Annotated in this window: 22 protein-coding genes; 15 read left to right on the top strand and 7 right to left on the bottom strand. The window is 70.0% G+C overall.

From position 1 onward, the window contains the following. The first annotated feature begins 7 nt into the window (after positions 1–7). The 10 genes from carA (at position 8) to ASG59_RS21440 (ending at position 10,164) form a co-directional block, all read left to right on the top strand. Entirely contained in the window at positions 8–1,237 is a 1,230-nt protein-coding gene (gene carA / locus ASG59_RS11555) for a glutamine-hydrolyzing carbamoyl-phosphate synthase small subunit (RefSeq protein ID WP_056408973.1), read from the top strand. 121 nt (positions 1,238–1,358) lie between these two features. Next, entirely contained in the window at positions 1,359–1,736 is a 378-nt protein-coding gene (locus tag ASG59_RS11560; RefSeq protein WP_055883285.1) for a hypothetical protein, read from the top strand. Between the two features lie 230 nt (positions 1,737–1,966). Then, complete coding sequence (gene carB / locus ASG59_RS11565; protein ID WP_056408974.1) at positions 1,967–5,452, top strand: carbamoyl-phosphate synthase large subunit; 3,486 nt, start codon at positions 1,967–1,969, stop codon at positions 5,450–5,452. Positions 5,453–5,579: 127 nt separating this feature from the next. Next, positions 5,580–6,056, top strand: coding sequence for a transcription elongation factor GreA (gene greA, locus ASG59_RS11570; RefSeq protein WP_200938171.1), 477 nt, complete (start codon positions 5,580–5,582; stop codon positions 6,054–6,056). Positions 6,057–6,093: 37 nt separating this feature from the next. Beyond that, positions 6,094–6,579: a hypothetical protein gene (locus tag ASG59_RS11575; protein ID WP_244475708.1), complete on the top strand. Its 486-nt coding sequence runs from the start codon at positions 6,094–6,096 to the stop codon at positions 6,577–6,579. Continuing rightward, positions 6,576–7,586, top strand: coding sequence for a mitochondrial fission ELM1 family protein (locus ASG59_RS11580; protein WP_244475695.1), 1,011 nt, complete (start codon positions 6,576–6,578; stop codon positions 7,584–7,586). The genes ASG59_RS11575 and ASG59_RS11580 overlap by 4 nt, the downstream gene beginning before the upstream one ends. Positions 7,587–7,608: 22 nt before the next feature. Continuing rightward, positions 7,609–8,583: a thioredoxin-disulfide reductase gene (trxB, locus tag ASG59_RS11585; protein ID WP_055883275.1), complete on the top strand. Its 975-nt coding sequence runs from the start codon at positions 7,609–7,611 to the stop codon at positions 8,581–8,583. A 215-nt stretch (positions 8,584–8,798) separates the two neighbouring features. Beyond that, positions 8,799–9,689, top strand: coding sequence for a LysR family transcriptional regulator (locus ASG59_RS11590; protein ID WP_055883273.1), 891 nt, complete (start codon positions 8,799–8,801; stop codon positions 9,687–9,689). A 72-nt stretch (positions 9,690–9,761) separates the two neighbouring features. Then, positions 9,762–10,043: a BrnT family toxin gene (locus ASG59_RS19955; protein ID WP_082528738.1), complete on the top strand. Its 282-nt coding sequence runs from the start codon at positions 9,762–9,764 to the stop codon at positions 10,041–10,043. After that, positions 10,009–10,164 (top strand): BrnA antitoxin family protein, encoded by a 156-nt coding sequence (locus ASG59_RS21440; protein ID WP_277996115.1) that lies wholly within the window; start codon positions 10,009–10,011, stop codon positions 10,162–10,164. Before ASG59_RS19955 ends, ASG59_RS21440 begins: the two co-directional genes overlap by 35 nt. A 124-nt stretch (positions 10,165–10,288) precedes the next feature. Here ASG59_RS21440 and msrP read toward each other — a convergent pair whose 3' ends face one another. The 4 genes from msrP to ASG59_RS11610 form a co-directional block, all read right to left on the bottom strand. Continuing rightward, a complete protein-coding gene (gene msrP, locus ASG59_RS11595; RefSeq protein ID WP_055883272.1) occupies positions 10,289–11,233 on the bottom strand; it encodes a protein-methionine-sulfoxide reductase catalytic subunit MsrP in 945 nt (314 codons plus the stop codon). 253 nt (positions 11,234–11,486) lie between these two features. After that, positions 11,487–13,181: an AMP-binding protein gene (locus ASG59_RS11600; protein WP_056408978.1), complete on the bottom strand. Its 1,695-nt coding sequence runs from the start codon at positions 13,179–13,181 to the stop codon at positions 11,487–11,489. Positions 13,182–13,305: 124 nt separating this feature from the next. Next, positions 13,306–14,004: a hypothetical protein gene (locus ASG59_RS11605; protein ID WP_055883268.1), complete on the bottom strand. Its 699-nt coding sequence runs from the start codon at positions 14,002–14,004 to the stop codon at positions 13,306–13,308. Beyond that, entirely contained in the window at positions 14,001–15,503 is a 1,503-nt protein-coding gene (locus ASG59_RS11610) for a leucyl aminopeptidase (RefSeq protein WP_056408980.1), read from the bottom strand. Before ASG59_RS11610 ends, ASG59_RS11605 begins: the two co-directional genes overlap by 4 nt. Before the next feature lie 208 nt (positions 15,504–15,711). On the opposite strand from ASG59_RS11610, the gene lptF reads away from it, so the two are divergent. From lptF to rsmA, 5 genes are all read left to right on the top strand, one after another. Beyond that, positions 15,712–16,869, top strand: a complete 1,158-nt coding sequence (gene lptF / locus ASG59_RS11615; protein WP_056408982.1) for an LPS export ABC transporter permease LptF — start codon at positions 15,712–15,714, stop codon at positions 16,867–16,869. A 10-nt stretch (positions 16,870–16,879) separates the two neighbouring features. Then, complete coding sequence (gene lptG, locus ASG59_RS11620; RefSeq protein WP_055883262.1) at positions 16,880–17,968, top strand: LPS export ABC transporter permease LptG; 1,089 nt, start codon at positions 16,880–16,882, stop codon at positions 17,966–17,968. A gap of 86 nt (positions 17,969–18,054) precedes the next feature. Then, on the top strand, positions 18,055–20,676 hold the full coding sequence (locus ASG59_RS11625; RefSeq protein ID WP_055883260.1) for an LPS-assembly protein LptD: 2,622 nt from the start codon (positions 18,055–18,057) through the stop codon (positions 20,674–20,676). A 48-nt stretch (positions 20,677–20,724) separates the two neighbouring features. After that, positions 20,725–21,744 carry a 4-hydroxythreonine-4-phosphate dehydrogenase PdxA gene (gene pdxA / locus ASG59_RS11630; RefSeq protein ID WP_056408984.1) on the top strand — a complete coding sequence of 340 codons (1,020 nt, stop codon included), beginning with the start codon at positions 20,725–20,727 and terminating at the stop codon, positions 21,742–21,744. After that, positions 21,741–22,580: a 16S rRNA (adenine(1518)-N(6)/adenine(1519)-N(6))-dimethyltransferase RsmA gene (gene rsmA / locus ASG59_RS11635; protein ID WP_056408986.1), complete on the top strand. Its 840-nt coding sequence runs from the start codon at positions 21,741–21,743 to the stop codon at positions 22,578–22,580. Before pdxA ends, rsmA begins: the two co-directional genes overlap by 4 nt. Before the next feature lie 83 nt (positions 22,581–22,663). Here rsmA and ASG59_RS11640 read toward each other — a convergent pair whose 3' ends face one another. The 3 genes from ASG59_RS11640 to ASG59_RS11650 form a co-directional block, all read right to left on the bottom strand. Continuing rightward, a complete protein-coding gene (locus ASG59_RS11640; protein ID WP_055883253.1) occupies positions 22,664–23,674 on the bottom strand; it encodes a TIM44-like domain-containing protein in 1,011 nt (336 codons plus the stop codon). 131 nt (positions 23,675–23,805) lie between these two features. Further along, positions 23,806–24,936, bottom strand: coding sequence for an ATP-binding protein (locus tag ASG59_RS11645; protein ID WP_082528739.1), 1,131 nt, complete (start codon positions 24,934–24,936; stop codon positions 23,806–23,808). Between the two features lie 210 nt (positions 24,937–25,146). Then, positions 25,147–25,779: a helix-turn-helix transcriptional regulator gene (locus ASG59_RS11650; protein WP_056408987.1), complete on the bottom strand. Its 633-nt coding sequence runs from the start codon at positions 25,777–25,779 to the stop codon at positions 25,147–25,149. Positions 25,780–25,797 lie beyond the last annotated feature (18 nt).

Here is a 25,797-nt window from a genome sequence, read left to right on the forward strand (position 1 = left end):
CGAGCCGATGCTGCAAGACGACGGCGCCACCGCCCGCGTACCCGCTCCCTGGGCCGAGCCGGTGCCCACCGCCCTCCTCGTCCTCGCCGACGGGATGGTGATCGAGGGCTTCGGCATCGGCCAGACCGGGATCGCCGATGGCGAGGTCTGCTTCAACACCGCCATGACGGGCTACCAGGAGATCCTGACCGACCCGTCCTATTCCGGGCAGATCGTTACCTTCACCTTCCCGCACATCGGCAACACCGGCACCAACGACGAGGACCTCGAGAGCCTGGCCGATGCCCCGGCCTCCGGGGTGCGCGGCACCGTGGTGGCCTCGGCGGTGACCAACCCGTCGAACTGGCGTTCGTCGCGCCATCTCGACGCCTGGCTGAAGGCCCGCGGCATCGTCGGCATCACCGGCGTCGACACCCGGGCCCTGACCGCGCTGATCCGCGACAACGGCATGATCAACGCCGTGATCGCCAACGACCCGGACGGGTCGTTCGACCGCGATGCGCTCAAGGCCCGTGCCGCCGCCCTCGCCCCGATGGAGGGCCTCGACCTCGTGCCGCCGGTCACCAGCACGCAGGCGAGCGACTGGTCGCAGACCGCATGGGACGTGAAGGTCGGCTACGGCAGCCGCGCCGCCGGGCAGGGCCTGAAGGTCGTGGCCATCGACTACGGCGTGAAGCGCAACATCCTGCGCCTGCTGGCGCAAGCCGGCTGCGACGTCACCGTGGTCCCGGCCACCACCTCCGCCGAAGCGATCATGGCGATGAAGCCGGACGGCGTGTTCCTGTCCAACGGCCCGGGCGACCCGGCCGCGACCGGGCACTACGCGGTGCCGGTGATCCGCGCGCTCCTCGACGAGAGGGTGCCGACCTTCGGCATCTGCCTCGGGCACCAGCTCATGGGCCTCGCCTTGGGCGGTCGCACCGTGAAGATGGCGCAGGGCCACCACGGCGCGAACCACCCGGTGAAGGACAAGACCACCGGCAAGGTCGAGATCGTCTCGATGAACCACGGCTTCGCGGTCGATCCCGCGAGCCTGCCGGCCACCGCGGTGGAGACCCACGTCTCCCTGTTCGACGGCTCGAACTGCGGCCTCACCCTCACCGATCGGCCCGCCTTCTCGGTGCAGCACCACCCCGAGGCCTCGCCCGGCCCGCGCGACAGCCACTACCTGTTCGAGCGGTTCGTGGCGCTGATGCGGGCGGGCAAGCCGGAAACCGTCTCGCCCCCCTCCCCGTGAGCGCGGCGAGTCACAAAAAATCCCGTTTTTCCCGCCATTGGGCGGCCCGTTAACGAAGCGATAACGGTGTCGGACGAAAGCTCCCTCACCACGCTCGGACGGTGCCGCTCAGGGGTTGACGATGACGGTGGATGACGTGCGCGACGACTTCTCGCGCCTGCATGGGATCTTCACGTTCCATTTCGGGGTCGCGGTCGGCCTCTCCTGGATGACGTCGCTGTATTCGGCCTGCTACGCACCGTGGGTCCGCAACATCCGCGCCCTGATCGATCCGACCGCGGGCCTCGACCGGATCGAGAGCACCTGGTCGTTCCTGTTCGCGATGCCGGTGGTCCTCACCGTCGCCTGGGTCAGCTTCCACTTCGGACGCGAGATCATGCGCCGGTCGCAGGCGCTGCCGAACGTCGCCGTGGAGTTCGCGGCCGCCGCCCTCGTCGCCTTCGGCGTGTTCTACCTGTCCATCGACCGGGCCGTCTCCGCCCTCTACCTCGGCCTCTGACGGCCGACCGCGCGCAGCCGCCCCCGCAAAGACCGGGATCCGATCGCGCGGCGGGCACATAGCCCGGACGGCACTCCTGCCCCTTCCCGGGTCGTGCGCCCTTCCAAACCGCGCGTCCGCCGTGTAAGGCCAAATTCCAACGACAATCCCGGCCGCCAGCGCCCCTTTGCCCGTGCCGCGTATCGGCGCCCGGCGAGGTCGGGTGCGCGCGCCCGCATCCAAGGCGTCCGATGCCGAAGCGCACCGACCTCTCCACGATCCTGATCATCGGCGCCGGGCCCATCGTGATCGGGCAGGCCTGCGAGTTCGACTACTCCGGCACCCAGGCCTGCAAGGCCCTGCGCGAAGAGGGCTACCGGATCGTCCTGGTCAATTCGAACCCGGCCACGATCATGACCGACCCGGACATGGCCGACGCCACCTACGTCGAGCCGATCACGCCCGAGATCGTCGCCAAGATCATCGAGAAGGAGCGCAACGTGCTCCCCGGGGGCTTCGCGCTGCTGCCGACCATGGGCGGCCAGACCGCGCTCAATTGCGCGCTCTCGCTCAAGAAGATGGGCACCCTCGAGAAATACGACGTCCAGATGATCGGTGCCACCGCCGAGGCCATCGACAAGGCCGAGGACCGCCACCTCTTCCGCGACGCCATGACGAAGATCGGGCTGGAGACGCCGAAGTCGGCGCTCGCCAACGCCTCCGCCGCCAAGAAGGCCGACCGCGAGCGCTACCTCGGCGAGATCGCCAGGATCGAGGCGACCACCCCCGAGGACGAGCGCGCGGGTGCCGTTAGCGCCTTCGAGAAGAAATGGCGGTCCACCGAATCCGAACGGCGCAAGCGCTACGGCGAACACGCCATCGGCCAGGCGCTGATCGCGCTGGCCGAAGTCGGCCTGCCGGCCATCATCCGGCCGTCCTTCACCATGGGCGGCACCGGCGGCGGCATCGCCTACAACCGGGAGGAATTCCTCGACATCGTCGAGCGCGGCATCGACGCCTCGCCCACCAACGAGGTCCTGATCGAGGAATCGGTCCTCGGCTGGAAGGAATACGAGATGGAGGTCGTCCGCGACAGGAACGACAACTGCATCATCGTCTGCTCCATCGAGAACATCGACCCGATGGGCGTCCACACCGGCGATTCCATCACCGTCGCGCCGGCCCTGACGCTGACCGACAAGGAATACCAGGTGATGCGCGACGCATCCCTCGCTGTCCTGCGCGAGATCGGCGTCGAGACCGGCGGCTCCAACGTGCAGTTCGCCATCGACCCGGCCACTGGCCGGATGATCGTCATCGAGATGAACCCGCGCGTCTCGCGCTCGTCGGCGCTGGCGTCCAAGGCCACCGGCTTTCCCATCGCCAAGGTCGCGGCCAAGCTCGCGGTCGGCTACACGCTGGACGAGATCGCCAACGACATCACCGGCGGCGCGACCCCGGCCTCCTTCGAACCCACGATCGATTACGTGGTGACGAAGATCCCCCGCTTCGCCTTCGAGAAATTCCCCGGCGCCGAGCCGACGCTCACCACCGCCATGAAGTCGGTGGGCGAGGCCATGGCCATCGGCCGCTGCTTCGCCGAATCCCTCCAGAAAGCCCTGCGCTCCCTGGAGACGGGCCTCACCGGCCTCGACGACATCGAGATCGAGGGGCTGGGCAAGGGCGACGACCACAACGCCATCAAGGCCGCCCTCGGCACGCCGACGCCAGACCGGCTGCTCAAGGTCGCCCAGGCCCTGCGCCTCGGCGTCAGCCAGGAGGAGGTCTACGCCTCCTGCAAGATCGATCCGTGGTTCCTCGAACAGCTCCAGGGCATCATCGATCTCGAGAACCGGGTGCGGGCGCACGGCATCCCGACGACGCCGGGCGCCCTGCGCCAGCTCAAGGCCGCCGGCTTCTCCGACGCCCGCCTCGCGGTGCTCGCCAGGACCGACGAGGACGAGGTCCGCCGCCAGCGCCGCGCTCTGGACGTCCGTCCCGTCTTCAAGCGCATCGACACCTGCGCGGCCGAGTTCAAGGCGCCCACCGCCTACATGTACTCGACCTATGTCGCCCCCTTCGCCGGCGCCGTGGCCGACGAGGCGCGCCCCACCGACGCGAAGAAGGTCATCATCCTCGGCGGCGGCCCCAACCGGATCGGCCAGGGCATCGAGTTCGACTACTGCTGCTGCCATGCCTGCTTCGCGCTGACGGAGGCCGGCTACGAGACCATCATGGTCAACTGCAACCCCGAGACCGTCTCCACCGACTACGACACCTCCGACCGGCTGTACTTCGAGCCGCTGACCGAGGAGGACGTCCTCGAGATCATCGCGACCGAGCGCCAGGCCGGCACGCTGCACGGGGTCATCGTGCAGTTCGGCGGCCAGACCCCGCTCAAGCTCGCGCGCGCCCTGGAAGCCGCCGGGGTCCCGATCCTGGGTACCTCGCCGGACGCCATCGACCTCGCCGAGGATCGCGACCAGTTCAAGCGCCTGCTCGACAAGCTCGGGATGAAGCAACCCAAGAACGGCATCGCCTATTCCGTCGAGCAGAGCCGGCTGGTGGCGGCCGACCTCGGCCTGCCCTTCGTGGTGCGCCCGAGCTACGTCCTCGGCGGGCGCGCCATGGCGATCATCCGCGACGAGGCCCAGTTCGCCGACTACCTCCTCGACACCCTGCCGAGCCTGATCCCGTCCGACGTCAAGTCGCGCTATCCCAACGACAAGACCGGACAGATCAACACGGTGCTGGGCAAGAACCCGCTGCTGTTCGACCGCTACCTGTCGGACGCCACCGAGATCGACGTCGACGCCATCTGCGACGGCACCGACGTGTTCATCGCCGGCATCATGGAGCACATCGAGGAGGCGGGCATCCACTCGGGCGATTCCGCCTGCTCCCTGCCGTCGCGGTCGCTCTCGCCCGAGACCATCGCCGAGCTGGAGCGCCAGACCAAGGCGATGGCGCTGGCCCTGCGGGTCGGCGGCCTGATGAACGTGCAATACGCGATCAAGGACGGCGCGATCTACGTGCTCGAGGTCAACCCGCGCGCCTCGCGCACCGTGCCGTTCGTCGCCAAGGTGATCGGCGAGCCCATCGCCAAGATCGCCGCCCGGGTGATGGCCGGCGAGAGCCTGGCGAGCTTCGCGCTCAAGCCGAAGGTGCTCGACCACATCGCGGTCAAGGAGGCGGTGTTCCCCTTCGCGCGTTTCCCCGGCGTCGACGTGCTGCTCGGCCCCGAGATGCGCTCCACCGGCGAGGTCATCGGCCTCGATGCCGGCTTCGGCGTCGCCTTCGCCAAGAGCCAGCTCGGTTCGGGCACGAACGTGCCCCGGAGCGGACGGGTGTTCGTGTCGGTGCGCGATGCCGACAAGGTGCGCATCCTGCCGGCGATCAAGCTCCTGTCCGGGCTCGGCTTCGAGATCGTGGCCACCAGCGGCACCCAGCGCTACCTGGTGGAGAACGGCGTGCCCTGCGACCGCATCAACAAGGTGCTGGAGGGCCGGCCGCACGTGGTCGACTCGATCAAGAACGGCGACATCCAGCTCGTCCTCAACACCACCGAGGGCGCCGGCGCCCTATCGGACTCCCGGTCCCTGCGCCGGGCGGCCCTCTTGCATAAAGTGCCGTACTACACCACTCTAGCCGGAGCCATGGCGGCGGCCGAGGGCATCGAGGCCTATCTCGAAGGCGATCTTCAGGTCCGCGCCTTGCAGGAATACTTCGCGGCTTGAAATAGTGCGCGCAGGCCGTCCTAGCCTCGCCCTTCCAGGGGCGGCGAACGGGACATGTTTCATTTGGCCCGGAGGGAGCGGCAGCGTTCCCGACCGGGCCTATTCATTGTGGCGCGAGACGATGACGATAGACAAGGTTCCGATGACGGTGCGGGGCTTCGCGGCCCTGGAGGCCGAGCTCAAGCATCGCCAGCAGGTGGAGCGCCAGCGCATCATCCAGGCCATCTCGGAGGCCCGCGCCCTGGGGGATCTCTCGGAGAACGCCGAGTATCACGCCGCCAAGGAGGCGCAGTCCCACAACGAGGGCCGCGTGCTCGAGCTGGAGAGCATGATCTCCCGCGCCGAGGTCATCGACGTCACCAAGCTCTCGGGCACCAAGATCAAGTTCGGCGCCACCGTGAAGCTCGTCGACGAGGATACCGAGGAAGAGAAGACCTATCAGCTCGTCGGCGAGCCGGAGGCGGACGTGCGCTCGGGGCTGGTCTCGATCACCTCGCCGATCGCCCGCGCCCTGATCGGCAAGGGCGTGGGCGACACCGTCGAGGTGACGACGCCCGGCGGCGGCAAGTCCTACGAAGTCGTCGCCGTCCAGTATGGTGGCTGAGGCCTTCGCACGCCTTGGCCGGATCGGCGTGCAGCGGATCGCCCTGACGCTCGCCGTCCTGCTGGCTGGCGGGATCGGCCTCCGTGCCGAGGGCCTCGCCGCCCTCGCAGGCGGCCGGGTCTCGGCGATCCGCGTCGACGTCCGCCCCTTCCTGGCGAAGGGCGGCGGCGCCGAGGCGGAGGCCCTGCAGGCGGATCTCCTGGCGGCGTTGCGCAGGAGCTTTTCCGACCGCCTCGGCGGCCAGGGGCCTGCCCTCGTCGTGGTGGTCCGCAGCCTGTCGCTGACCGCCTACGTCGGTTCCGAGGGACGCCGCTTCGGCGGCGGCGGCCAGACCGACTACCTCGACGGCGAGGCCCTGCTCCTGGGCCCTCGCGGCGAGGTCATCGCCCGGCATCCCCAGCTGTCCGCCCTGCCGGCGAGTTCGGGCGGCGCCTGGTACGATCCCGAATCCGAGCGCCGCCGGGTCACGGCCATCGCCGAGCATTACGCGCAATGGCTGCGCCGCGCGCTGCCCGACGGGTGAAGGCCGGTTCCGCGGCCCCGCCGCCGGACATCGCCCGCGCCCGGGCCTGGGTGATCACCGACGGCAAGGCCGGCGACGAGACCCAGTGCCTCGGCCTCGTCGAGACCCTCGGCCTCCGGGCCGACGTCCGTCGCATCCCGGGCCGTGCGCCGTTCTCGTGGCTGGCTCCATGGGGGCCCGTCGACCCCCGCCATGCCCCCGGCCGGTCCGGCGGCGCGCTGGCCGGTCCCCTCCCCGACCTTCTCCTCGCCTCCGGCCGGCAGGCGGTGCCCTACCTGCGGGCCATCCGCCGGGCGAGCGCCGGCCGCACCTTCACCGCCTTTCTCAAGGACCCCCGCACCGGTCCGGCCAGCGCCGACTTCATCTGGGTGCCGGATTACGACGACCTGCGCGGTGCGAACGTCCTGACCACGCCGACGCCGCCGCATCGCGTGACGCCGGCGCGCCTGGCCGCCGCCCGCGCCGCGCCCGACCCGCGCCTTGCCGCCCTCCCCCGTCCGCGCGTCGCCGTCCTGGTGGGAGGCGACAGCCGGCACCTGCGATTTTCCGCGGCGGACACCGCCCGCCTGCTGGCGGAGCTGTCGGCCCTGAGCGAGGCGGGGGCCTCCCTCATGCTCACGGTCTCCCGGCGCACGCCTCCGGCACTCCGCGCGGCGCTGGCCGCCCTCGCGAAGGACAGGCCCGCCTTCTTCTGGGACGGGAGCGGCGAGAACCCCTACGTGCCGATGCTGGCGCTGGCCGAGGCGGTGGTCGTGACCTCCGATTCCGCCAACATGGTCGGCGAGGCGGTGAGCACCGGCGTCGCCGTGCTGCTGTTCGAACTCCCCGGGACCTATGTCCGGCATCGCCGCTTCTTTGCGGGATTGCAGGCGGCCGGCGCCCTGGCGCCGTTTACGGGCCAGCTCGACATGTTGCATTACGCACCCATCGACGCGACACCGGAGATCGCGCGACGCCTCGCCGATGCCTACATGCGTCATCAGGCAGGGATCGCGCTCTCCCGTTGATCGCCACCAGGAGTCGTTCGCCATGGCCCACCGTCACGCCCGCCTCGTCATCGTCGGCTCGGGTCCGGCCGGCTACACGGCGGCGATCTATGCCGCCCGCGCCATGGTCGCGCCGCTGATGATCTCCGGCTTCCAGCCCGGCGGCCAGCTCATGATCACCACCGACGTCGAGAACTATCCGGGTTTCGCGCAAGCCATCCAGGGCCCGTGGCTGATGGAGCAGATGCGGCAGCAGGCCGAGCACGTCGGCACCGAGGTGCTGGCCGAGTACATCACCAAGGTCGACCTCAAGAGCCGGCCGTTCCGGCTCGAGGCGGACTCCGGCGAGACCTACTCCTGCGACGCGCTGATCATCGCCACCGGCGCCCAGGCGAAGTGGCTCGGCCTGCCCTCGGAGGCGGCGTTCCAGGGCTTCGGCGTCTCGGCCTGCGCCACCTGCGACGGCTTTTTCTTCCGCGGCAAGGAGGTCGCCGTGGTGGGCGGCGGCAATACCGCCGTCGAGGAGGCCCTCTATCTCGCCAACATCGCCGCCAAGGTCACCGTGGTCCACCGCCGGGGCGAGTTCCGGGCCGAGCGCATCCTGCAGGAGCGGTTGTTCAAGCACGCCAACGTCGAGGTGCTCTGGCACCACGCGGTGGAGGAGATCTGCGGCACGCAGAAGCCGCCTTCGGTCACGCACCTGCGGCTCAAGGACGTGCGCAGCGGCGAGATCGTCGAGCGCAAGGCCGACGGCGTCTTCGTGGCGATCGGTCACCAGCCCGCCACCGGCCTGTTCGAAGGCCAGCTCGACCTGCGCCAGGGCGGCTACATCACGGTGCGGCCCGGCACGACGGAGACGGCGATCCCCGGCGTCTATGCCGCCGGCGACGTCACCGACGACGTCTACCGCCAGGCCATCACCGCCGCCGGCATGGGCTGCATGGCGGCCCTGGAGGCGGAGAAGTTCCTCGCCGCCCTCGACGTCGGCGAGACGCCGCAGCAGGCGGCGGCGGAATAGCGGCCGGCCGTCGTCGTGGCGTCGTGGTTGCCCCGAAAGCCGGTATCCCCCTTTCGGTCCGACGCTCCAGCGTTTTCCCGTGTGTCGCGCTTGCACAGGAGTGCAACACAATCGCAAGATCGACGCCGTAGTTTAGGGCGGATGCCGCCAAAGGCGGCAAGGTCTTTCCGCACGAAACGGGTCGGCGACGGATTGCGTTCGGGAGTGCTTCGGCCTTGGACTGGGATAAGATCCGCATCTTCCTCAATGTCGCAGAGGCCGGGAGCTTCACGCGGGCGGGCGACGACATCGGCTTGAGCCAGTCGGCGGTCAGCCGCCAGATCAGCGCGCTGGAGCGCGAGCTCAAGGCGCCGCTGTTCCACCGCCACGCCCGCGGCCTGATCCTCACCGAGCAGGGCGACCTCCTGTTTCGCGCCGCCCGCGACATGAAACTACGCCTAGAGAACACCCGCGCCCGCCTCGTGGAGACGAGCGAGCGGCCGTCGGGCGACCTCAAGGTGACCACCACCACAGGCCTCGGCACCTCCTGGCTGTCGCAACGGGTGGCCGAGTTCCTCGACCTCTATCCGGACGTGCGCGTCGAGCTCATCCTCACCAACGAGGAACTCGACCTCGCCATGCGCGAGGCCGACGTGGCCATCCGGATGCGCCGCCCGGCCCAGCCGGACCTGATCCAGCGCCGGCTGTTCACGGTCCACTACCATGCGTTCGCCAGCCAGGATTACGTCAAGCGCTTCGGCGAACCCAAATCCATCGCCGACCTCGACGAGCACCGCCTGGTCTCGTTCGGCGGCAACGAGCCGTCCTACCTGCTGGCCACCCACTGGCTCGCCACGGTGGGCCGCGAGGGGCTGGAGCGCCGGACCATCCACTTCACGGTCAACAACATCGCCGCCCTGCAGAAGGCGATCGAGACCGGAGCCGGCATCGGCATCCTTCCCGATTACGCCGTCGACGGGCAGGACGGGATCGTCCAGGTCATGCGCGACAGCGAGATGCCGCACATGGAAAGTTACCTCGTCTACGCCGAGGAGATGCGCACCGTCGCCCGCGTCCAGGCGTTTCGCGATTTTCTCGTCGCGAAGGCGCAGCGCTGGATTTATTGAGCGGGGGCGGACGCCCCTGGCCGGTCGAATCCGACCCACCGTGACGGAAGGTCATCGGGACACCGCCCATCGATGATCACGGTCGATCCGTCGAAGCGTGATAGGACCCTGATCGAACGAGGCCTCGATTTTCGGGCGGCGGAACCCGTCTTCGCGGGCCCGGTCTATGAATTCGAAGATCTGCGGGCCGCATACGGCGACGCTCGTATCGTCACGGTTGGGCGCCTCGCCGGCCGGATGGTCGTCGTCGGTTGGACCTCACGTGGCGAGAGCCGTCCCGTCTTCTCGATGAGGAAGGCCTACGCTTGCCGTCCGCCTGATCGACGGCGAGCCTGTTCCCGATGGCCACGATGAAACCGGGTCAAAGCAGCCGGTTACCCTGCGCCTCGATGCGGACGTCATCGCGCGCTTTCGTGCGTCGGCTCCCGGCTGGCATGACCGTGTGAATGCCAGCCTCCGCCGCGCCTTGGGGTGAACTCCATCCGGGCGGACGTCCCTCATACTATTTCCACATCACTTCGTGATGTGGAAATGGGCTTCGCTCAGGCGCCGCGCGGGCTCGGTGATACGGTTCCCGCTTGATTCAAGCGCAAACCGTATCACACGAACAACCGCTCCTTCTCCAGCCCCTTGTAGAGCCCGGCCACCTGCTCGCCGTAGCCGTTGTAGATCAGGGTCGGCACGCGCTGGTCGGTGCCCAGGACCCGCTCGCTGGCCTGGCTCCAGCGCGGGTGCGGCACGGCGGGGTTCACGTTGGCCCAGAAACCGTACTCCTGCGCCTGCAGCCCCTCCCAGAAGGTCTTCGGGCGGGCTTCGACGAAGGACAGCTTCACGATCGATTTGACCGACTTGAAGCCGTACTTCCACGGCACCGCCAGGCGGATCGGGGCACCGAACTGGTTGGCGAGCGGCTTGCCGTAGACGCCGGTGGCGATGAAGGCGAGGTCGTTGGCGGCCTCCTCCATCGTCAGCCCTTCCGTGTAGGGCCAGGGATAGATGAACTGGCGCTGGCCCGGGGCCACGGCCTTGTCCATGAAGGTCTGCATCTGCACGTATTTCGCGCCCGACAAGGGCTTGGCGAGCGCCACGAGCTTGGAGAGGGGAAAGCCCGTCCAGGGAACGGACATCGACCATGCCTCGACGCAGCGGTGGCGATAGAGGCGTTCCTCGAGGCCGATCTTGCTGATCAGGTCCTCGACCGCGATCTCGAACGGCTTCTCGACGAGACCATCGATCTTGATGGTCCAGGGCTTCGTCTTGAGGGCATTGGCCTCGGGCAGCACGGTCTTGGACGTGCTGAACTCGTAGAAGTTGTTGTAGTTCGCGCTGTATTTCTCGGCCGTCACCGGCCGGTCGAGGGTGTAGGCCTCGTTGCGCGGTGCCGGATAGCCGCCGTCTGCGGCGAAGGCCGCCGGACCGCCGAACGCCGATCCGGCCGCGAGGCCGGCGGCACCGCCGAGCAGGGCGCGTCGGTTGAGGAAGACGCTCTCCGGGGTGGCCTGGGTCTCGGGGATCTCCCATCCGCGGCGGCGCTTGACGTACATCGTGACTCCTCGGGGCTTCCTGCGGTGCGGGCCTGGCGGCGCGCTTGCCGACGAACATCGGCACGCCACCGTCCCTCGGCAAGCGCGCTCGTCTCCATTCGGCGCGACCGCCGCCGCGGTTACGGCCGCTCGGACAGCCCCGACGGCCTCACACCATTTCCGGGTGATCACTTCGTGATGCGGACATGGGCTTCGCTCAGGCGCCGCGCGGGCTCGGTGATACGGTTCCCGCTTGATCCAAGCGGAAACCGTATCACACCGGGCCGGTTTCGTCCCTGAGGGCGCGGCGCAGCACCTTGCCGACGTTGGTCTTGGGCAGAGTGTCGCGGAAGACGATGCGCCGCGGCACCTTGTAGCCGGTCAGCTGCGAACGGGCGTAGGCCCGCAACGCCTCGGCGGTGAGGGCCTCGTCCTTGCGCACGACATGGGCGACCACCGTCTCCCCGGTCTCCTCGGATTCGGCGCCCACGACGGCGCATTCGAGCACTCCGGGATGGCCCGCCAGGACATCCTCGATCTCGTTGGGATAGACGTTGAACCCCGAGACCAGGATCATGTCCTTCATCCGGTCGACGATCCGCACCTGGCCGTCGGCCCCGAGGACCGCGACGTCGCCGGTGCGGAAGAAGCCGTCGGCGGTGGTGGCCCGGGCGGTCTCGTCGGGCCGCTTCCAGTACCCGGCCATGACCTGGGGGCCGCGCACGCAGAGTTCGCCCGGTTCGCCGAACGGCAGCTCGCGCCCGTCAAGGTCCCGGATGACCAGATCCGTCGACGAGAGCGGATAGCCGATCGTGCCGGACCATTGCGCGAGGCCGGGCGGGTTGACGCAGACGACCGGCGAGGTCTCAGAGAGGCCGTAGCCCTCGATGATGGCGTGGCCCGTCACCGCCTGCCAGCGGGCGGCGACCGGGGCCTGCACCGCCATGCCGCCCGCGATCGTGAACTCGACCCGGGAGAAATCGACCTGATCGAACCCCGGCGTGTTCAGGAGCAGGTTGAACAACGTGTTGACCCCCGACAGGTGGGTGAAGCGGGTGCCCTTGAGCGTCTTGACGAAACCCGCCGCATCGCGCGGGTTGGGGATCAGCAGGCAGCAGCCGCCGACCTTGAAGAAGAAGAAGAAACAGGCCGTCAGGGCGAAGATGTGATAGAGCGGCAGCGCCGTGACCATGACCTTGCGGCCGGCCTTGCTCCGGGCCACCCCGAGCCAGACCTCCGACTGCGTGACGTTGGCGACGATGTTGCGATGGGTCAGCATCGCGGCCTTGGCGATGCCGGTCGTCCCGCCGGTGTATTGCAGGAAGGCGAGGTCGTCGGGCGAGACCGCGACCTCGGGCGGCTTGCGGCCGTGGCCGTCCTTCAACGCCGCCTCGAACCGGATCGCCAGGCCGGCCGGGAAGGAATAGGCCGGCACCGCCTTTTTGATATGGCGCGAGGCCAGCCCGATCAGGCGCCCCTTCAGCCCGAGCCCGTCGCCGGGACCGGCCACCACGACCCGGTCGAGGGCGATCTCGGGCAGGGCATCCGCCACGGTGTGGGCGAAGTTCTCGAGGACCACGAGAATCCTCGCGCCCGAGTCGTTGAGCTGGGCGGTGAGTTCCCGGGGCGTGTAGAGCGGGTTGACGTTGACGACGGTGCAGCCGGCCAGGAGCACCCCGAAGATCGCCACCGGGTAGGCCGGGACGTTGGGCATCATCAGGGCGACGCGGTCGCCCTTGCCGAGGCCCTGCGTCGCCAGCCAGGACGCGAGGTCCCGGGCCGATTGCCCGACCGCCGCGTAGCTCATCTGGGCCCCGAAGCACTGGATGGCCGGACGGTCCGCGAACTGCGACAGGCTGGCCTCGAACAGGTCGACGAGGGTGCCCAGGCGGTCGACCTCGATCTCGGCCGGTACATGCGGCGGATAGGACGACAGCCACGGTCGCGCGGGTGTCCGGTCGGTCAGCATGGCGTCCTCCCTGTGGTGACGCGGCGTCTTTTGTCAGTCGCCTTCGTTCACATCTGAACCATCTAGCGACATCCCGCCGCGCCGATCAAGCCGGTGCGCCCTCCGCCGCCGGTCGAAACGGCCGTCATGTCACGACACCGGCGGGGCGGACCTCTTCCGCCCCGGTCCGCCACGCCACCAGCAGCGCGTGCGGCAGGAAGGCGACGACGACGAGCCCCGCGGCGATGAGGGCATCGCCGGCCGTCAGCGCTCGCCGCGGCCACGGCCCCAGGCCGGCCGCGTGGGCGAGGCCGAGGACGGCGAAGGCGAACCAGAGGGCGAGGAAGGCCGCCAGGGCGGCCGGGAGGGTCCGCCTCGCGAACCGCCGCAGGGAGACGCGCCGGGCCGTCATCGCGATCACGCCGAGGCCCATCGCCGTCCCGAACAGGGCGGCGCCCAGGGCCGAACCCAGCGCGTACGCCATCCCCATCGGCTGCTGGTTCAGGAAGGCCATGCTGCCGCTGCCGAAGGCGCCCCGCAGAATGAGGCCGCCGAAGGTCGGATAGAGGCTCAATGCGAGCAGCGTCGCGGCCCCGACGGCGAGGCCCGCCGCGCGACGAGGAAATCCGGCGGGTCCGGGTGCCGTCGCGGCGGCGATCAGCCGGGCGAGCCCGTAGACGATGGCCACCGCGAACAGCGGATAGCGATCGAGGAAGAAGCCGTAGGCGTAGGGCGCCAGCCCCGGCGGCAACGCGCTGTTCTGGTCGAGCCCGCCGAGGGTCGCGGCGAGGATGCAAGCCAGCGCCGCCGCGAGGGGAAGCCCGGCGGCGGCGAAGGAATTCATGATTCGTAGTTGTCGCGCACGAGGCGGTCGAGGAGCCGCACGCCCCAGCCCGCCCCCCAGGAGCGGTTGATCTCGCTGCTGCTCGACGACATCGCGACGCCGGCGATGTCCAGGTGGGCCCATGGCACGTCGTTGACGTAGCGCTTGATGAAGGAGGCGGCCGTGGCCGCGCCGCCGTGCCGGCCACCGGTGTTCTTCATGTCGGCGAACTTCGAGTCGATCGCCTTGTCGTAGGCCGGGATCAGCGGCATCCGCCACACCGTTTCGCCGGTGGCTTCCCCGGCCGCGGTGAGCTTGGCCGCGAGGGCGTCGTCGTTGGAGAACAGCCCGGCGATGTCCTGCCCCAGGGCCACGATGATGGCGCCCGTGAGGGTGGCCAGATCGACCATGATCTTGGGCTTGTAGGTGCCCTGGACGTGCCAGATCACGTCGGCCAGCACGAGGCGGCCTTCCGCGTCGGTGTTGATGACCTCGATGGTCTGTCCCGACATCGAGGTGACGATGTCGCCAGGGCGGTAGGCGTTGCCGTCGGGCATGTTCTCGACGAGGCCGATGGCGCCGACCACGTTGACCTTCGCCTTCCTGGCGGCGAGCGCATGCAGGGTGCCGACGACGCAGGCCGCGCCGCCCATGTCGCCCTTCATGTCCTCCATGCCGCCGGCCGACTTGATCGAGATGCCGCCCGAATCGAAGCACACGCCCTTGCCGATGAAGGCGATCGGCGGCTCGGTGGAATCGGGTGCGCCGTTCCAGCGCATGAGCACCACGCGCGGGTGCCGGGTGGAGCCCTTCGCCACCGCCAGCAGCGCGCCCATCCCGAGTTCGGTGAGTTCCTCGAGGCCCAGCACCTCGACCTCGACGCCGAGCTTGGTCAGGGCCTCGGCACGGTTGGCGAACTCCTCCGGATAGAGGACGTTGGGCGGCTCGTTGACGAGTTCGCGGGCGAGGAGGACGCCCTCGGCGACGGCCTCCGTCGCGGCGGCGGCCGCTCGCACGGCGGCGGGATCCTCGACCATCACGGTCAGGGTGGTGCCCCTGGGCTCCTCGCCCTCGGGCTTCTTCTTGGTCTTGTAGCGGTCGAAGCTGTAGTGCCGCAGGCGCGCGCCCAGCGCGACCTCGGCGGCGTTCGCGGCGGTGACACCCGGCCACGACAGGGCGAGATGCGCGGTGCGGCCCGAAACCTTGGAGGCGGTAAAACCGCCGAGCGCCGGCCAGTCGGTCTTGGCCCGGTCCTTCTCGGAGCCGAGGCCGACCACGACGAGACGGTCCGCGGTCAGGCCGGCGGGCGCCGGCAGGACGAGGGCGGAGAGGGACTTGCCCTTGAACCGCTCGCTGGCGGCGGCCCGCGCCACCAGGTCGGCGGCGCCCTGCCCCACGGCCTCGATCACGGCGGGCGACAGCACGAGGTCGTCGCCGACGAACACGACCAGATCGCCTTGCAGATCTCCCTGGCCCACCGGGCCGAGCGGCCCGAACGCGATCGTGATACCGTCCGCCATGACGTTCGCTTTCCACTCTGTCCGGATGTGTGCCGCGGCACGCACCGTTCAGGGCGTGCTCGCGCATCCTGTGTACTGATCGGGCTTCAGAACGCAACGTGACCGCGGTGCCGCGAAACGGCCCCGATTGGCGCGCGCAACCGCCACCGGCAGGCCGCCGGCCACTGCCCCCGACGCCGCATCGATCCGGCGCGACCCGCGAGAGACGATGACGCAGATCCAGCGGTACATCTTCAGGATCGCGCTGTCGGCCTTCCTGGCCTGCCTCGTCGGTCTCACCGGCACGATCTGGGTGACGCAGGCCCTGCGCGAGCTCGACCTCATCACCGCCAAGGGCCAGACCCTGGTGATCTTCTTCCTGATCACCGGCCTGTCGCTGCCGACCCTGATCACGGTGATCGCCCCGGTGGCGCTGTTCATCGCCATCGTCTACGCGCTCAACCGGCTCAACGGCGATTCCGAGCTGATCGTGATGTCGGCCGCCGGCATGGAGCCGCGGCGCATCCTGCGGCCGTTCCTCACCCTCGGGTTGGCGGTGAGCCTGGCGGTGGCGTTCCTGACGATCCAGGTGATGCCGTCGAGCTTCCAGGAGCTGCGCGACGTGGTCACCCGGGTGCGCGGCGACTTCATCGCCAACGTCGTCAAGGAAGGCCAGTTCACCAGCCTGGAGAACGGCATCACCTTCCACTTCCGCGAGCGCGGCCCCGGCGGCACGCTGCTCGGCCTGTTCATCCAGGACAAGCGCGAGGCGGGAAAGACCGTGGTCTACCTCGCCGAGCGCGGCCAGGCGGTGGACTACGACGGGCAGAGCTACCTTGCCCTCGAGAAGGGCAGCATCCACCGTCAGCAGAAGGACACGCGGGACGCCTCGATCATCACCTTCGAGCGCTACACCGTCGATCTGGCCGCCTTCACGCCGCCGGACGCGGAGGTGGTGTTCAAGCCCCGCGAGCGTTCCACCAGCCAGCTGCTGTTCCCCGACCGGAGCGAGGGCTACTACACCCTTCAGAAGGGCCGGTTCCGGGCGGAGCTGCACGACCGGCTCTCGGCCTGGCTCTACCCCCTGGCCATCGCCCTCATCGCCTTCGCCGCCCTGGGCGATCCGCGCACCACCCGGCAGGGCCGGGGCCTGGCCGTGGCCGGTGCCGTGATCGCGGTGGTCCTCCTGCGCATCGCGGGCTTCACCGCCACCAGTGCCGCCGTCCGCAGCCAGGGCGCCGTGGTGGCGGTCTATGCGGTGCCGCTCGTCGCGATGGCGCTCTCCGCCCTGATGATCTTCCACGGGCCGGCGCTGCGCGACGCGGCGGCGCGGCTCGGGCACGGCCTGCGGGGCGTCCTCGCCCCGCGCCGCCCCCGGCTCGGTTGAGGGCGCCGCCATGCTGATCGGCGCCACCCTCGGCCGCTACTTCGCCGCCCGCTTCCTGCGCACGATCCTGGGGGTGTTCCTCACGGTGTTCGCGCTGGTCTACACCCTCGATTTCGTCGAGCTGCTGCGGCGCGCGGGCGACACCGCCGGCGCCTCGGCCGGGCTGATGGCGCAGCTCTCGCTCTATCGCACCCCCGCCGTGGCGGAGGGGGTGCTACCCTTCGCGATCCTGTTCGGCTCCATGGCCGCCCTGCTCCAGCTCTCCCGCAAGCTCGAACTCGTGGTGGCCCGTGCCGCCGGCATCTCGGCCTGGCAGTTCCTGCAGCCGGGCCTGTTCGTGGCGCTCGGCATCGGCATCTTCACGGTGGCGGTCTACAACCCGGCCTCGGCCCTCATGAAGCAGCGCTCCACCGAGATCGAGGCCAAGATCTTCGCGCGCTCCACCAAGGCGACCTCCGGCAAGGACCTGTGGATCCGCCAGCGCAGCCTCGACGGGCAGGCGATCATCCGGGCCGAGACGGCGGTGGAGGGGACGACCTCCCTGGCCGGCGTCTCGGTGTTCAATTTCGACGGGTCCGGCCGCTTCGTCTCGCAGATCGAGGCCGCGCGGGCCAACCTCCACGACGGCTACTGGGAACTCACCGAAGCCCGGCTCATGAGCGAGGGCGCGGCACCCGAGACCTTCGACACCTACCTCGTCGCCTCGACCCTGGACCCGGCCCAGATCCGGCAGCGCTTCACGCCCGCGGAATCTGTGCCTTTCTGGCAACTGCCGGACACCATCTCGCGGACCGAGCGGGCCGGCCTGGATGCCACCCGCTACCGGCTCCAGTACGGTGTCCTGATGGCGAGACCGCTCCTCTTCGTGGCCATGGTTCTGGTCGCGGCCAGCGTTTCCTTAAGGTTCTTCCGCTTTGGTGGTGTGGGCCGGCTGGTGCTCGGCGGCGTGGCGGCGGGGTTCCTGCTCTACGTCGCGCGCCAGGTCATGGAGGGCTTGGGCGCGTCGGGGATCGTCGCCCCGACGGTGGCGGCATGGTTCCCCGCCGTGGTAGGGAGTTTGTTGGGTACGCTCACGCTTCTCCATCAGGAGGACGGCTGATGCCGGGCCCGGATGGTCGTGACGGGAGCGTCGGTTGGCATGGGTCGTTGCGTCACGTCCGGTTGCGGCGGGAGTTGAGACAAGCGTTGCGTAAGGTCGCTGCCATCGCGATCGCGGCCGGTGTTCCGGCGCTGCTGACCGTCGCCCTGCCCCTGGCAGCGGCGGGTTCCGCGGCTGCCCAGACCCAACGGTCGGGAGCCGCCAAGTCGATGCCGGGCAAGCCGATTCCGGGCAAGCCGGCGGCGCCGAAGGCCGGCGAGCGCCTGCTCGTGGAGGCGGCCGAGCTCGTCTACGACAACGACAAGAACACCGTGATGGCGCGCGGCAACGCCGAGCTGAACTACGGCCCGCGCACCCTGCAGGCGGACCGGGTGCTCTACGACCGCACCACCAGCCGCGTCTTCGCCGAAGGCAACGTGCGTCTCACCGACGAGACCGGCGCGGTGCTGACGGCCGAGAAGATGGAGCTGACCGACGACTTCAAGAACGGCTTCATCGACGCCCTGCGCATCCAGCAGACCGTCGAGACCAAGGGGCAGGTCGTGCGCGCCCGGTTCTCGGCGCCGCGCGCCGAGCGCATCGAGGGCGAGCAGACGAGCTTCGACTACGGCACCTACACCGCCTGCGAGCCGTGCAAGAACCGCCCCGAGACGCCGCCGCTCTGGCAGATCCGCGCCACCAAGATCGTCCACAACAACGAGACGCACACGATCGCCTTCGAGGAATCGACCCTGGAGCTCGCCGGCATCCCGGTGGCCTACCTGCCGTATTTCGAGGCCGCCGACCCGACCGTGAGGCGCAAGTCCGGCTTCCTCACGCCGCGCTTCATCTCGTCGACGGCGCTCGGCAGCGGTATCGCGGTCCCCTATTTCTTCAACCTGGCGCCCAACTACGACCTGACCCTCTCGCCCGCCTTCCTGAGCAACCAGGGCGTGCTGGGCCAGGGCGAGTTCCGCCACCGCCTCGACAACGGCTCCTACAGCGTCCGCCTGAGCGGCATCTTCCAGACGACCCCGAGCGCGTTCCTGCCGGGCCCGCTGGGCGCCGGCGACCGCGACTTTCGCGGCGCGGTGGAATCCAAGGGCCAGTTCTACATCAACGACCGCTGGCGGGCGGGCTGGGACGTGGTCGGCGTCACCGACAAGTGGTTCCTCGACAACTACCGCATCCGCAACCAGAGCATCACCACCGACTACTTCCGCGAGGCGGTCTCCACCGCCTACCTGATCGGCCAGGGCGACCGCTCGTGGTTCGAGGCGCGGGCCTATTACTTCAAGGGCCTGTCGAGCTTCGACTGGCAGAAGGAACAGCCGATCGTCGCGCCGGTGATCGACTACGACAAGCGCATCAACGGCCCCAAGCCGCTGGGCGGCGAGGTCCGGTTCGAGACCAATATCACCCACCTGAGCCGGGAAGCCACCGACTTCCAGGGCATCCCGCGCACCGGCAGCTACCTGTTCAGCCCGAGCGCCAACGGCATCAGCTACCCGCTCTACGAGACCTGCACGACCTTCAATCGGGCCAATTGCCTGATCAGGGGCCTGGCCGGCGAGCAGACCCGCGTCTCGGCCCAGGCCTCGTGGCGCCGCACCTTCATCGACGACATCGGCCAGTCGATCACGCCGTTCGCCTACCTGCGCACCGACGCGTTCTTCGTCGATCCGAGCCGCACCGGCTTCCAGAACAACCTCGTCCAGAACATCACGACGCAGGACAACGACTTCTCCGGCCGGGTGATGCCGGCCATCGGCATCGACTACCGCTACCCCTTCGTCGGCAACTTCGGAGGCCTGGGCGTCCACACCATCGAGCCCATCGTCCAGGTGATCGCGCGGCCGAGCGAGACCAAGATCGGGCGCCTGCCCAACGAGGACGCCCAGAGCCTGGTGTTCGACGACACCTCCCTGTTCGAATGGGACAAGTTCTCCGGCTACGACCGGGTCGAGGGCGGCCTGCGGGCCAACGTCGGCGCCCAGTACTCGGTGGTGACACCGTCGGGCTGGTACGCCAACATCCTGTTCGGGGAGTCGATCCAGATCGCGGGCGTCAACTCGTTCCGTCGTGGCGACATCGCCAACGTCGGCCTCGACTCCGGGTTGGAGCGGCGGGCGTCCGACTACGTCGGCCGGTTCCAGGTCTCGCCCAACCAGAACATCAGCATGATCGCCCGGGCGCGGTTCGACCAGCAGGACTTCAAGGTCAACCGCTTCGAGACCGGCGTGATCGCGCGTCTGGCGCCCTTCGCTCCGGTCGACCTGTCGCTGTTCTATTCCTACTACGAGGCGCAGCCGTCGCTCGGCTTCAACCACCGCCGCGAGGGCGTCTCGGCGGCGGCCACCTACCACGTCACCCCGAACTGGTTCCTCACCGGATCGGCCATCGTCGACCTGACCCACTACCTCGACGTGCGCGACACCTACGCCGACGCGCTGACCAACTACATCGCCAACCCGGTCGGCTCGGCGCCGATCTACGACCGCTCCGGCCGGTTCTTCGTCTCCGGCATGAGCCTCGGCGGCGGCTACCAGGACGAATGCACCACCGTCTCGCTCAATTACATCGTGGCGCCCACGGCCACCGCGCTCGGCACGCGCGAGCGTAACCAGACGGTGCTGCTGCGGGTCGAGCTGAAGACGCTCGGCGAGGCGGACCTGCGCCAGAACGTCAGCTCCGTCACGGCGGCTGACGGCATCGCCGCCGTGCGCTAGGGCTTGCCGGCGATCGTCGCCCTGCGGCGGCGATCGACCGGAGCCGTCATGACACCCCATGTTCCCCTCGCCCTGACGCTGGGCGACCCCGCCGGGATCGGGCCCGAGATCGCCCTGTCGGCCTGGCTGGCGCGGGACGACGGCCCCGGCCTGCCGCCCTTCTTCCTCGTCGGCGACCCCGATTTCGTCGAGCGGCGGGCGAGCGAACTCGGCCTTCAGGTGCCGGTGGCGGAGGTGGGGCCGGAGCTCGCCGTCGAGGTGTTTCCCCGCGCGCTTCCCGTGGTGGCGCTGCCGAGCGGTGCCCGCATCCTGGCCATCGCCGGCTCGCCCGATCCGGCCAACGCCGGCGCCACCCTCGAATCGATCACCGCCGCCCTCGGCTTCGTGCGCGCCGGTCTCGCCGGCGCCCTCGTCACCAACCCCATCGCGAAATACGTCCTGACCCAGGTCGGCTTCGCGCATCCCGGCCACACCGAGTTCCTCGCCGCCCTCTGCGTCGCGCCGGGCGAGACCCCGCCGCTGCCCGTCATGATGCTGTGGAGCGAGACGCTGGCGGTGGTGCCGGTGACGATCCACGTCGCCCTGCGCCGCGTGCCCGACCTGCTGACGCAGGACCTCGTCGTGCGCACCGCCCGCATCGTCGCGGCCGACCTGCGCAGCCGCTTCGGCATCGCGCGGCCCCGCCTCGTCCTGGCGGGGCTCAATCCCCACGCCGGCGAGGCCGGGACCATGGGCACCGAGGACCGCGACGTGCTCGAGCCGGCGGTGGCGATCCTCCGGGCCGAGGGCATCGACATCCGCGGCCCGCTCTCGGCCGACACCCTGTTCCACCCCCGCGCCAGGGCGGGCTACGACGTGGCGCTGACCCCCACCCACGACCAGGCCCTGATCCCGATCAAGACCATCGCCTTCGACGAGGGCGTCAACGTCACCCTGGGCCTGCCGTTCGTGCGCACCTCGCCCGACCACGGCACCGCCTTCGATATCGCCGGGCGCGGGCTGGCGCGTCCCGACAGCCTGATGGCGGCCCTGCGGCTGGCCGCGCGCCTGATCAGGAGCGTGCCGTGAGCGACGACGGGCTCCCCCCCTTACGCGACGTCGTCCGCCGGCACGGGCTGGAACCGAAGAAGGCGCTCGGGCAGAACTTCCTGTTCGACCTCAACCTGACGGGGCGGATCGCCCGGGCGGCCGGCCCGCTGGACGGCGTCACCGTGGTCGAGGTCGGGCCCGGTCCGGGCGGGTTGACCCGCGCCCTCCTCGCCGCCGGTGCCGCCCGCGTCGTCGCCATCGAGCGCGATGCGCGGGCGCTGCCGGCGCTCGCCGAGATCGCGGCGCATTACCCCGGCCGCCTCGACGTGGTCGAGGCCGATGCCCTGCGCTTCGACCCGCGCGGCCTCGCCGGCGCGGGGCGGGTCCGCGTCGTCGCCAACCTGCCCTACAACGTCGGCACGCCGCTGCTGACGGGCTGGCTCACCGCGCCCGAATGGCCGCCGTGGTGGGAGTCGCTGACCCTGATGTTCCAGCGCGAGGTCGCCGAGCGCATCGTCGCCGACGAGGGCGACCGGGCCAACTACGGCCGCCTCGGCGTGCTCTGCGGCTGGCGCTGCGAGGCCGAGATCCTGTTCGACGTGGCGCCCTCCGCCTTCGTGCCGCCGCCCAAGGTGACCTCGAGCGTGGTGCAGCTCCGACCCCGCTCCGAGCCTCTGCCCTGCTCCGTGGCGGCTTTGGAGACGGTGACGCGGGCGGCCTTCGGCCAGCGCCGCAAGATGCTGCGCCAGAGCCTGAAGGGCGCCACACCGGACCCGTCCCGCCTGCTCGAAGCGGCCGGTATCCCCGAGACGGCCCGGGCGGAGGAGGCCACCGTGGCGCAGTTCGTGGCGATGGCGCGGGCACTGGCCGGATAGGCTCGCCAAAGATCCTTCATCGCAGGCACGAAAAAGGCCGCCGGGTTTCCCCGGCGGCCTTCGTTCTCACGGCGTCCGGCGTCTCAGCGACCCTGCTGGATCGCCGAGACCAGCCAGCGTCCGCCGCGCTGGCGCACGAACGTCCACAGCTCCACCGCTTCCGGCTCGCCGGTCTCGACTACCGCGTTGCTGCGCTTGTCGAGGGTGACGTCCTTGATGGCGTAGCGCATGGCGACCGTGGCGTATTCGGTCTGGCCTTCGCTCCAGGATTCCGACAGGTCGCCCTGCAGGAGCTTCACGTCGGAGATCCGGTTGACGACGCCGCGCTGGGCGTTCGCGCGCAGCTCCTCTTCGAAGTAACCCGCCATCTCCGGTGTCGCGACGGTGCGAAGCCGGGCGACGTCCTCGCGGCCGTAGGCCTCCTGGACGTCGTTGAGGGCGAGCTCGAAGCTCTGGAAGTCGCCTGGGCCGATGGCGACCTTGCCGGTCGCCACGGGAGCGGGACCGCCCATCGCGGGGCCGGCCATGCCGGACCCCCCCACGGGCGAGCCGCCCATGCCGAGGCCACGGCTGTTGCCGAGGCCGCCCCCGTTCATGCCGCCGGGGGCGCCGCCCGAGCCCATCTCGGTGCGGGCATGACCGGCCGCGGCCGGGGTGCCCTGGCGACGACGGAACCACCGCACCGCGAAGGTCACGATCAGCACGACGAGACCGACCTGGAGCAGCAGGCCGAGGATCGAGGCGATGCCGCCGAGGCCACCGAAGAAACCGCCGCCGAGCAGCGCGCCGAGCAGGCCCGCTCCAAGCAGGCCGGCCATGAAGCCGCCGCCGAAGCGCGGACGCTGGGCCGCGGCCGGGTTCATGCCGGGGTTGCCCATGGCGGGGCCGGGCTGGGTCTGGGTCCGCTGGATCGGCGCGGCGGCGCCGGGTGCGGTCGGCGTGGCCGAGGGGGCCGTATAGGTCTTCGAGCCGCGCGAGCCCATTCCCCCGCTGCTGCCCGGACGGGCCTCCACGATCGGCGCGGCCATGGCCAGCGATACGACGAGGGTCAGTAGGGTGGCCGCGCGCTTGAAGCGCGTGGTTGAGGTGAGCATGGTTTCGCCTCTGCGAAGATCGAATGAGTCCCGGCGGAAATGCCGAACCTTATATGGTGACGGGCGAGGCGGAGTTTTAGTCCATCGCGACCGGCCGCAATCGCGCGACGGCGGCCATCCCTAAGCCTTCGTTACGGCACGCCCGTGGCCGGGAAGATCAGCCTCACCACCGTCCCCTCTCCCGGCCGGCTCTCCACCGAGACCGTTCCGCCCTGGCGCTTCATCAGGCCGTGGACGATGGCCAGACCCGTCCCCCGCCCGGCCTCGCGGCTGGTGGCGAAGGGAGCGAGCGCCCGGGCCGCCATTTCCGGCGCCATGCCCGGGCCGGTATCGGCCACCGCGATGCCCACCGCCCCGTCCGAGGGGCGGGCCATGCCGTGGTCGTGCGGGGCCACCGCGAAGGTGGAGATGGTGATGGTGCCGCCCTTCGGCATCGCCTCGCAGGCGTTGGTCAGGATCTGGGCGAGGGCGAAGGAAATCTGCGTCGGGTTGCTCATGGCGCAGGCGAGGCCCGGCCTGCACTCCACGGCCAGGGTCACCCGGGGGGGCAGGGTCGGGCGGAAGACCGCGACGAAATCGCCGACCACCGCCCCCAGGTCCACCGGCCGCACGTCCGGGGCGATCCGCCGGGAAAACGCCAGCAGCTGCCGGGTCAGGATGGTGGCGCGCTCGGCCGCGTCGGTGGAGCGCAGGATCGCCCGCTGGATGAACGGCTCCTCCCGGTCGCCGAGGCGGCGCTTGAGGCCGTCGATGTAGCCGATCAGGATCTGGAGGAAGTTGTTGAACTCGTGCGCAACGCTGTTGGTGAGCAGGCCCAGGGCCTCGCGCTGGCGCGACAGGGCGAGGGCGGCCTCGGCGTCGCGGCGCCGGGTGACGTCCACCACCTCGACCAGGCGGTAGCGGCCCGCCGTCGCCGCATGGCACTCTACCCAGAGGGTCGCGCCGTCCTTGCGGGCCGCCAGGACCTCGATGGTGCCGCCGTCGGCCACCACGGTCGCGAGGGCGGCCTTCGCGTCACGCTCTGTCCTGGCACCGAGCAGGAGCTGCGGCGACCGGCCCAGGACCTCGTTCGCGGCATGATGCGTCAGGGCGAGGAAGGCGGGGTTGGCCGCCACGATCCGCATCTCGGGGTCGGCTGGATCGCACAGGATGGCCGGCACCGCCGAGGCCTCGAACAGGGCGGCGGCTTCGGTACCGAGCGGCGCCGCTGCCGCGGGTACGTCTGCTGCCGCCACCTCTGCCGTGTCCGGTTCGGCCGGCATCGGTCGGGTCTCCTCGCCAGCGCGACAGGCCATGTGGTCGATCCGAGGTGCCGGGGGTGCTCCCCTTCGCCGTCATCGATACCCCCGACGGCGTGTCCGGCCAAATCGGGTCGAGCGAACCGCCGGTTCGCCGAAGCGGCGGTCTGCTCTCTCCCACCGCTGTCGCGTGACGATGCCGGAAGAGCGGCTTCCCCTTGTCCGTATCGTGCCCTACTGGCGCACCCACATCACCCGCGCCATCCAGGCGATCTCGCCGAGGTTGACGGTCCGGTCGGGATGGGCCGCGTTGAGCGAGGCGAGCTCGATGGTCCGCGCGGTCTTGCGCTTGAGCTCCTTGGCCAGGACCTCGCCCGCCTCCAGGCGAACGACGACCCTGTCGCCCTTGCGGATGTCGGCGGTGGTCGAGACGATGAGGACGTCGCCGTCGCGGTAGAGCGGCTCCATCGAATCGCCCTGCACCTCCAGCGCGAAGGCCCGGGCCTCGCCGAGATCGGGAAAGTCGATCTCCTCCCAGCCGGGGCCGCCGGTGGGGATGCCCTCGTCGGTGAAGAGACGGCCCGAGCCGGCCTGGGTCATGCCGATCAGGGGCACGGTGGTGCGCGGCGGGCCCGAGCGCGCCTCGATCAGGCGCAGGAAGTCGTCGAGGCTGGCGCCGGTGGCGGTGAGAACCTTGGAGACCGATTCGGTCGAGGGCCAGCGCTTGCGGCCGTCCGGCCCGATCCGCTTCGAGCGGTTGAAGCTGGTGGCGTCGAGGCCGGCCCGACGGGCGAGGCCGGAGGCGGACAGGCCGTAGCGTTCGGCCAGCCTGTCGATGGCGGTCCAGATCTGCTCGTGGGACAGCATGGCGGCCTCGGCCGAAGC

Origin of the sequence: Methylobacterium sp. Leaf466 (genome assembly GCF_001425565.1) — a bacterium.
GTDB lineage: Bacteria > Pseudomonadota > Alphaproteobacteria > Rhizobiales > Beijerinckiaceae > Methylobacterium.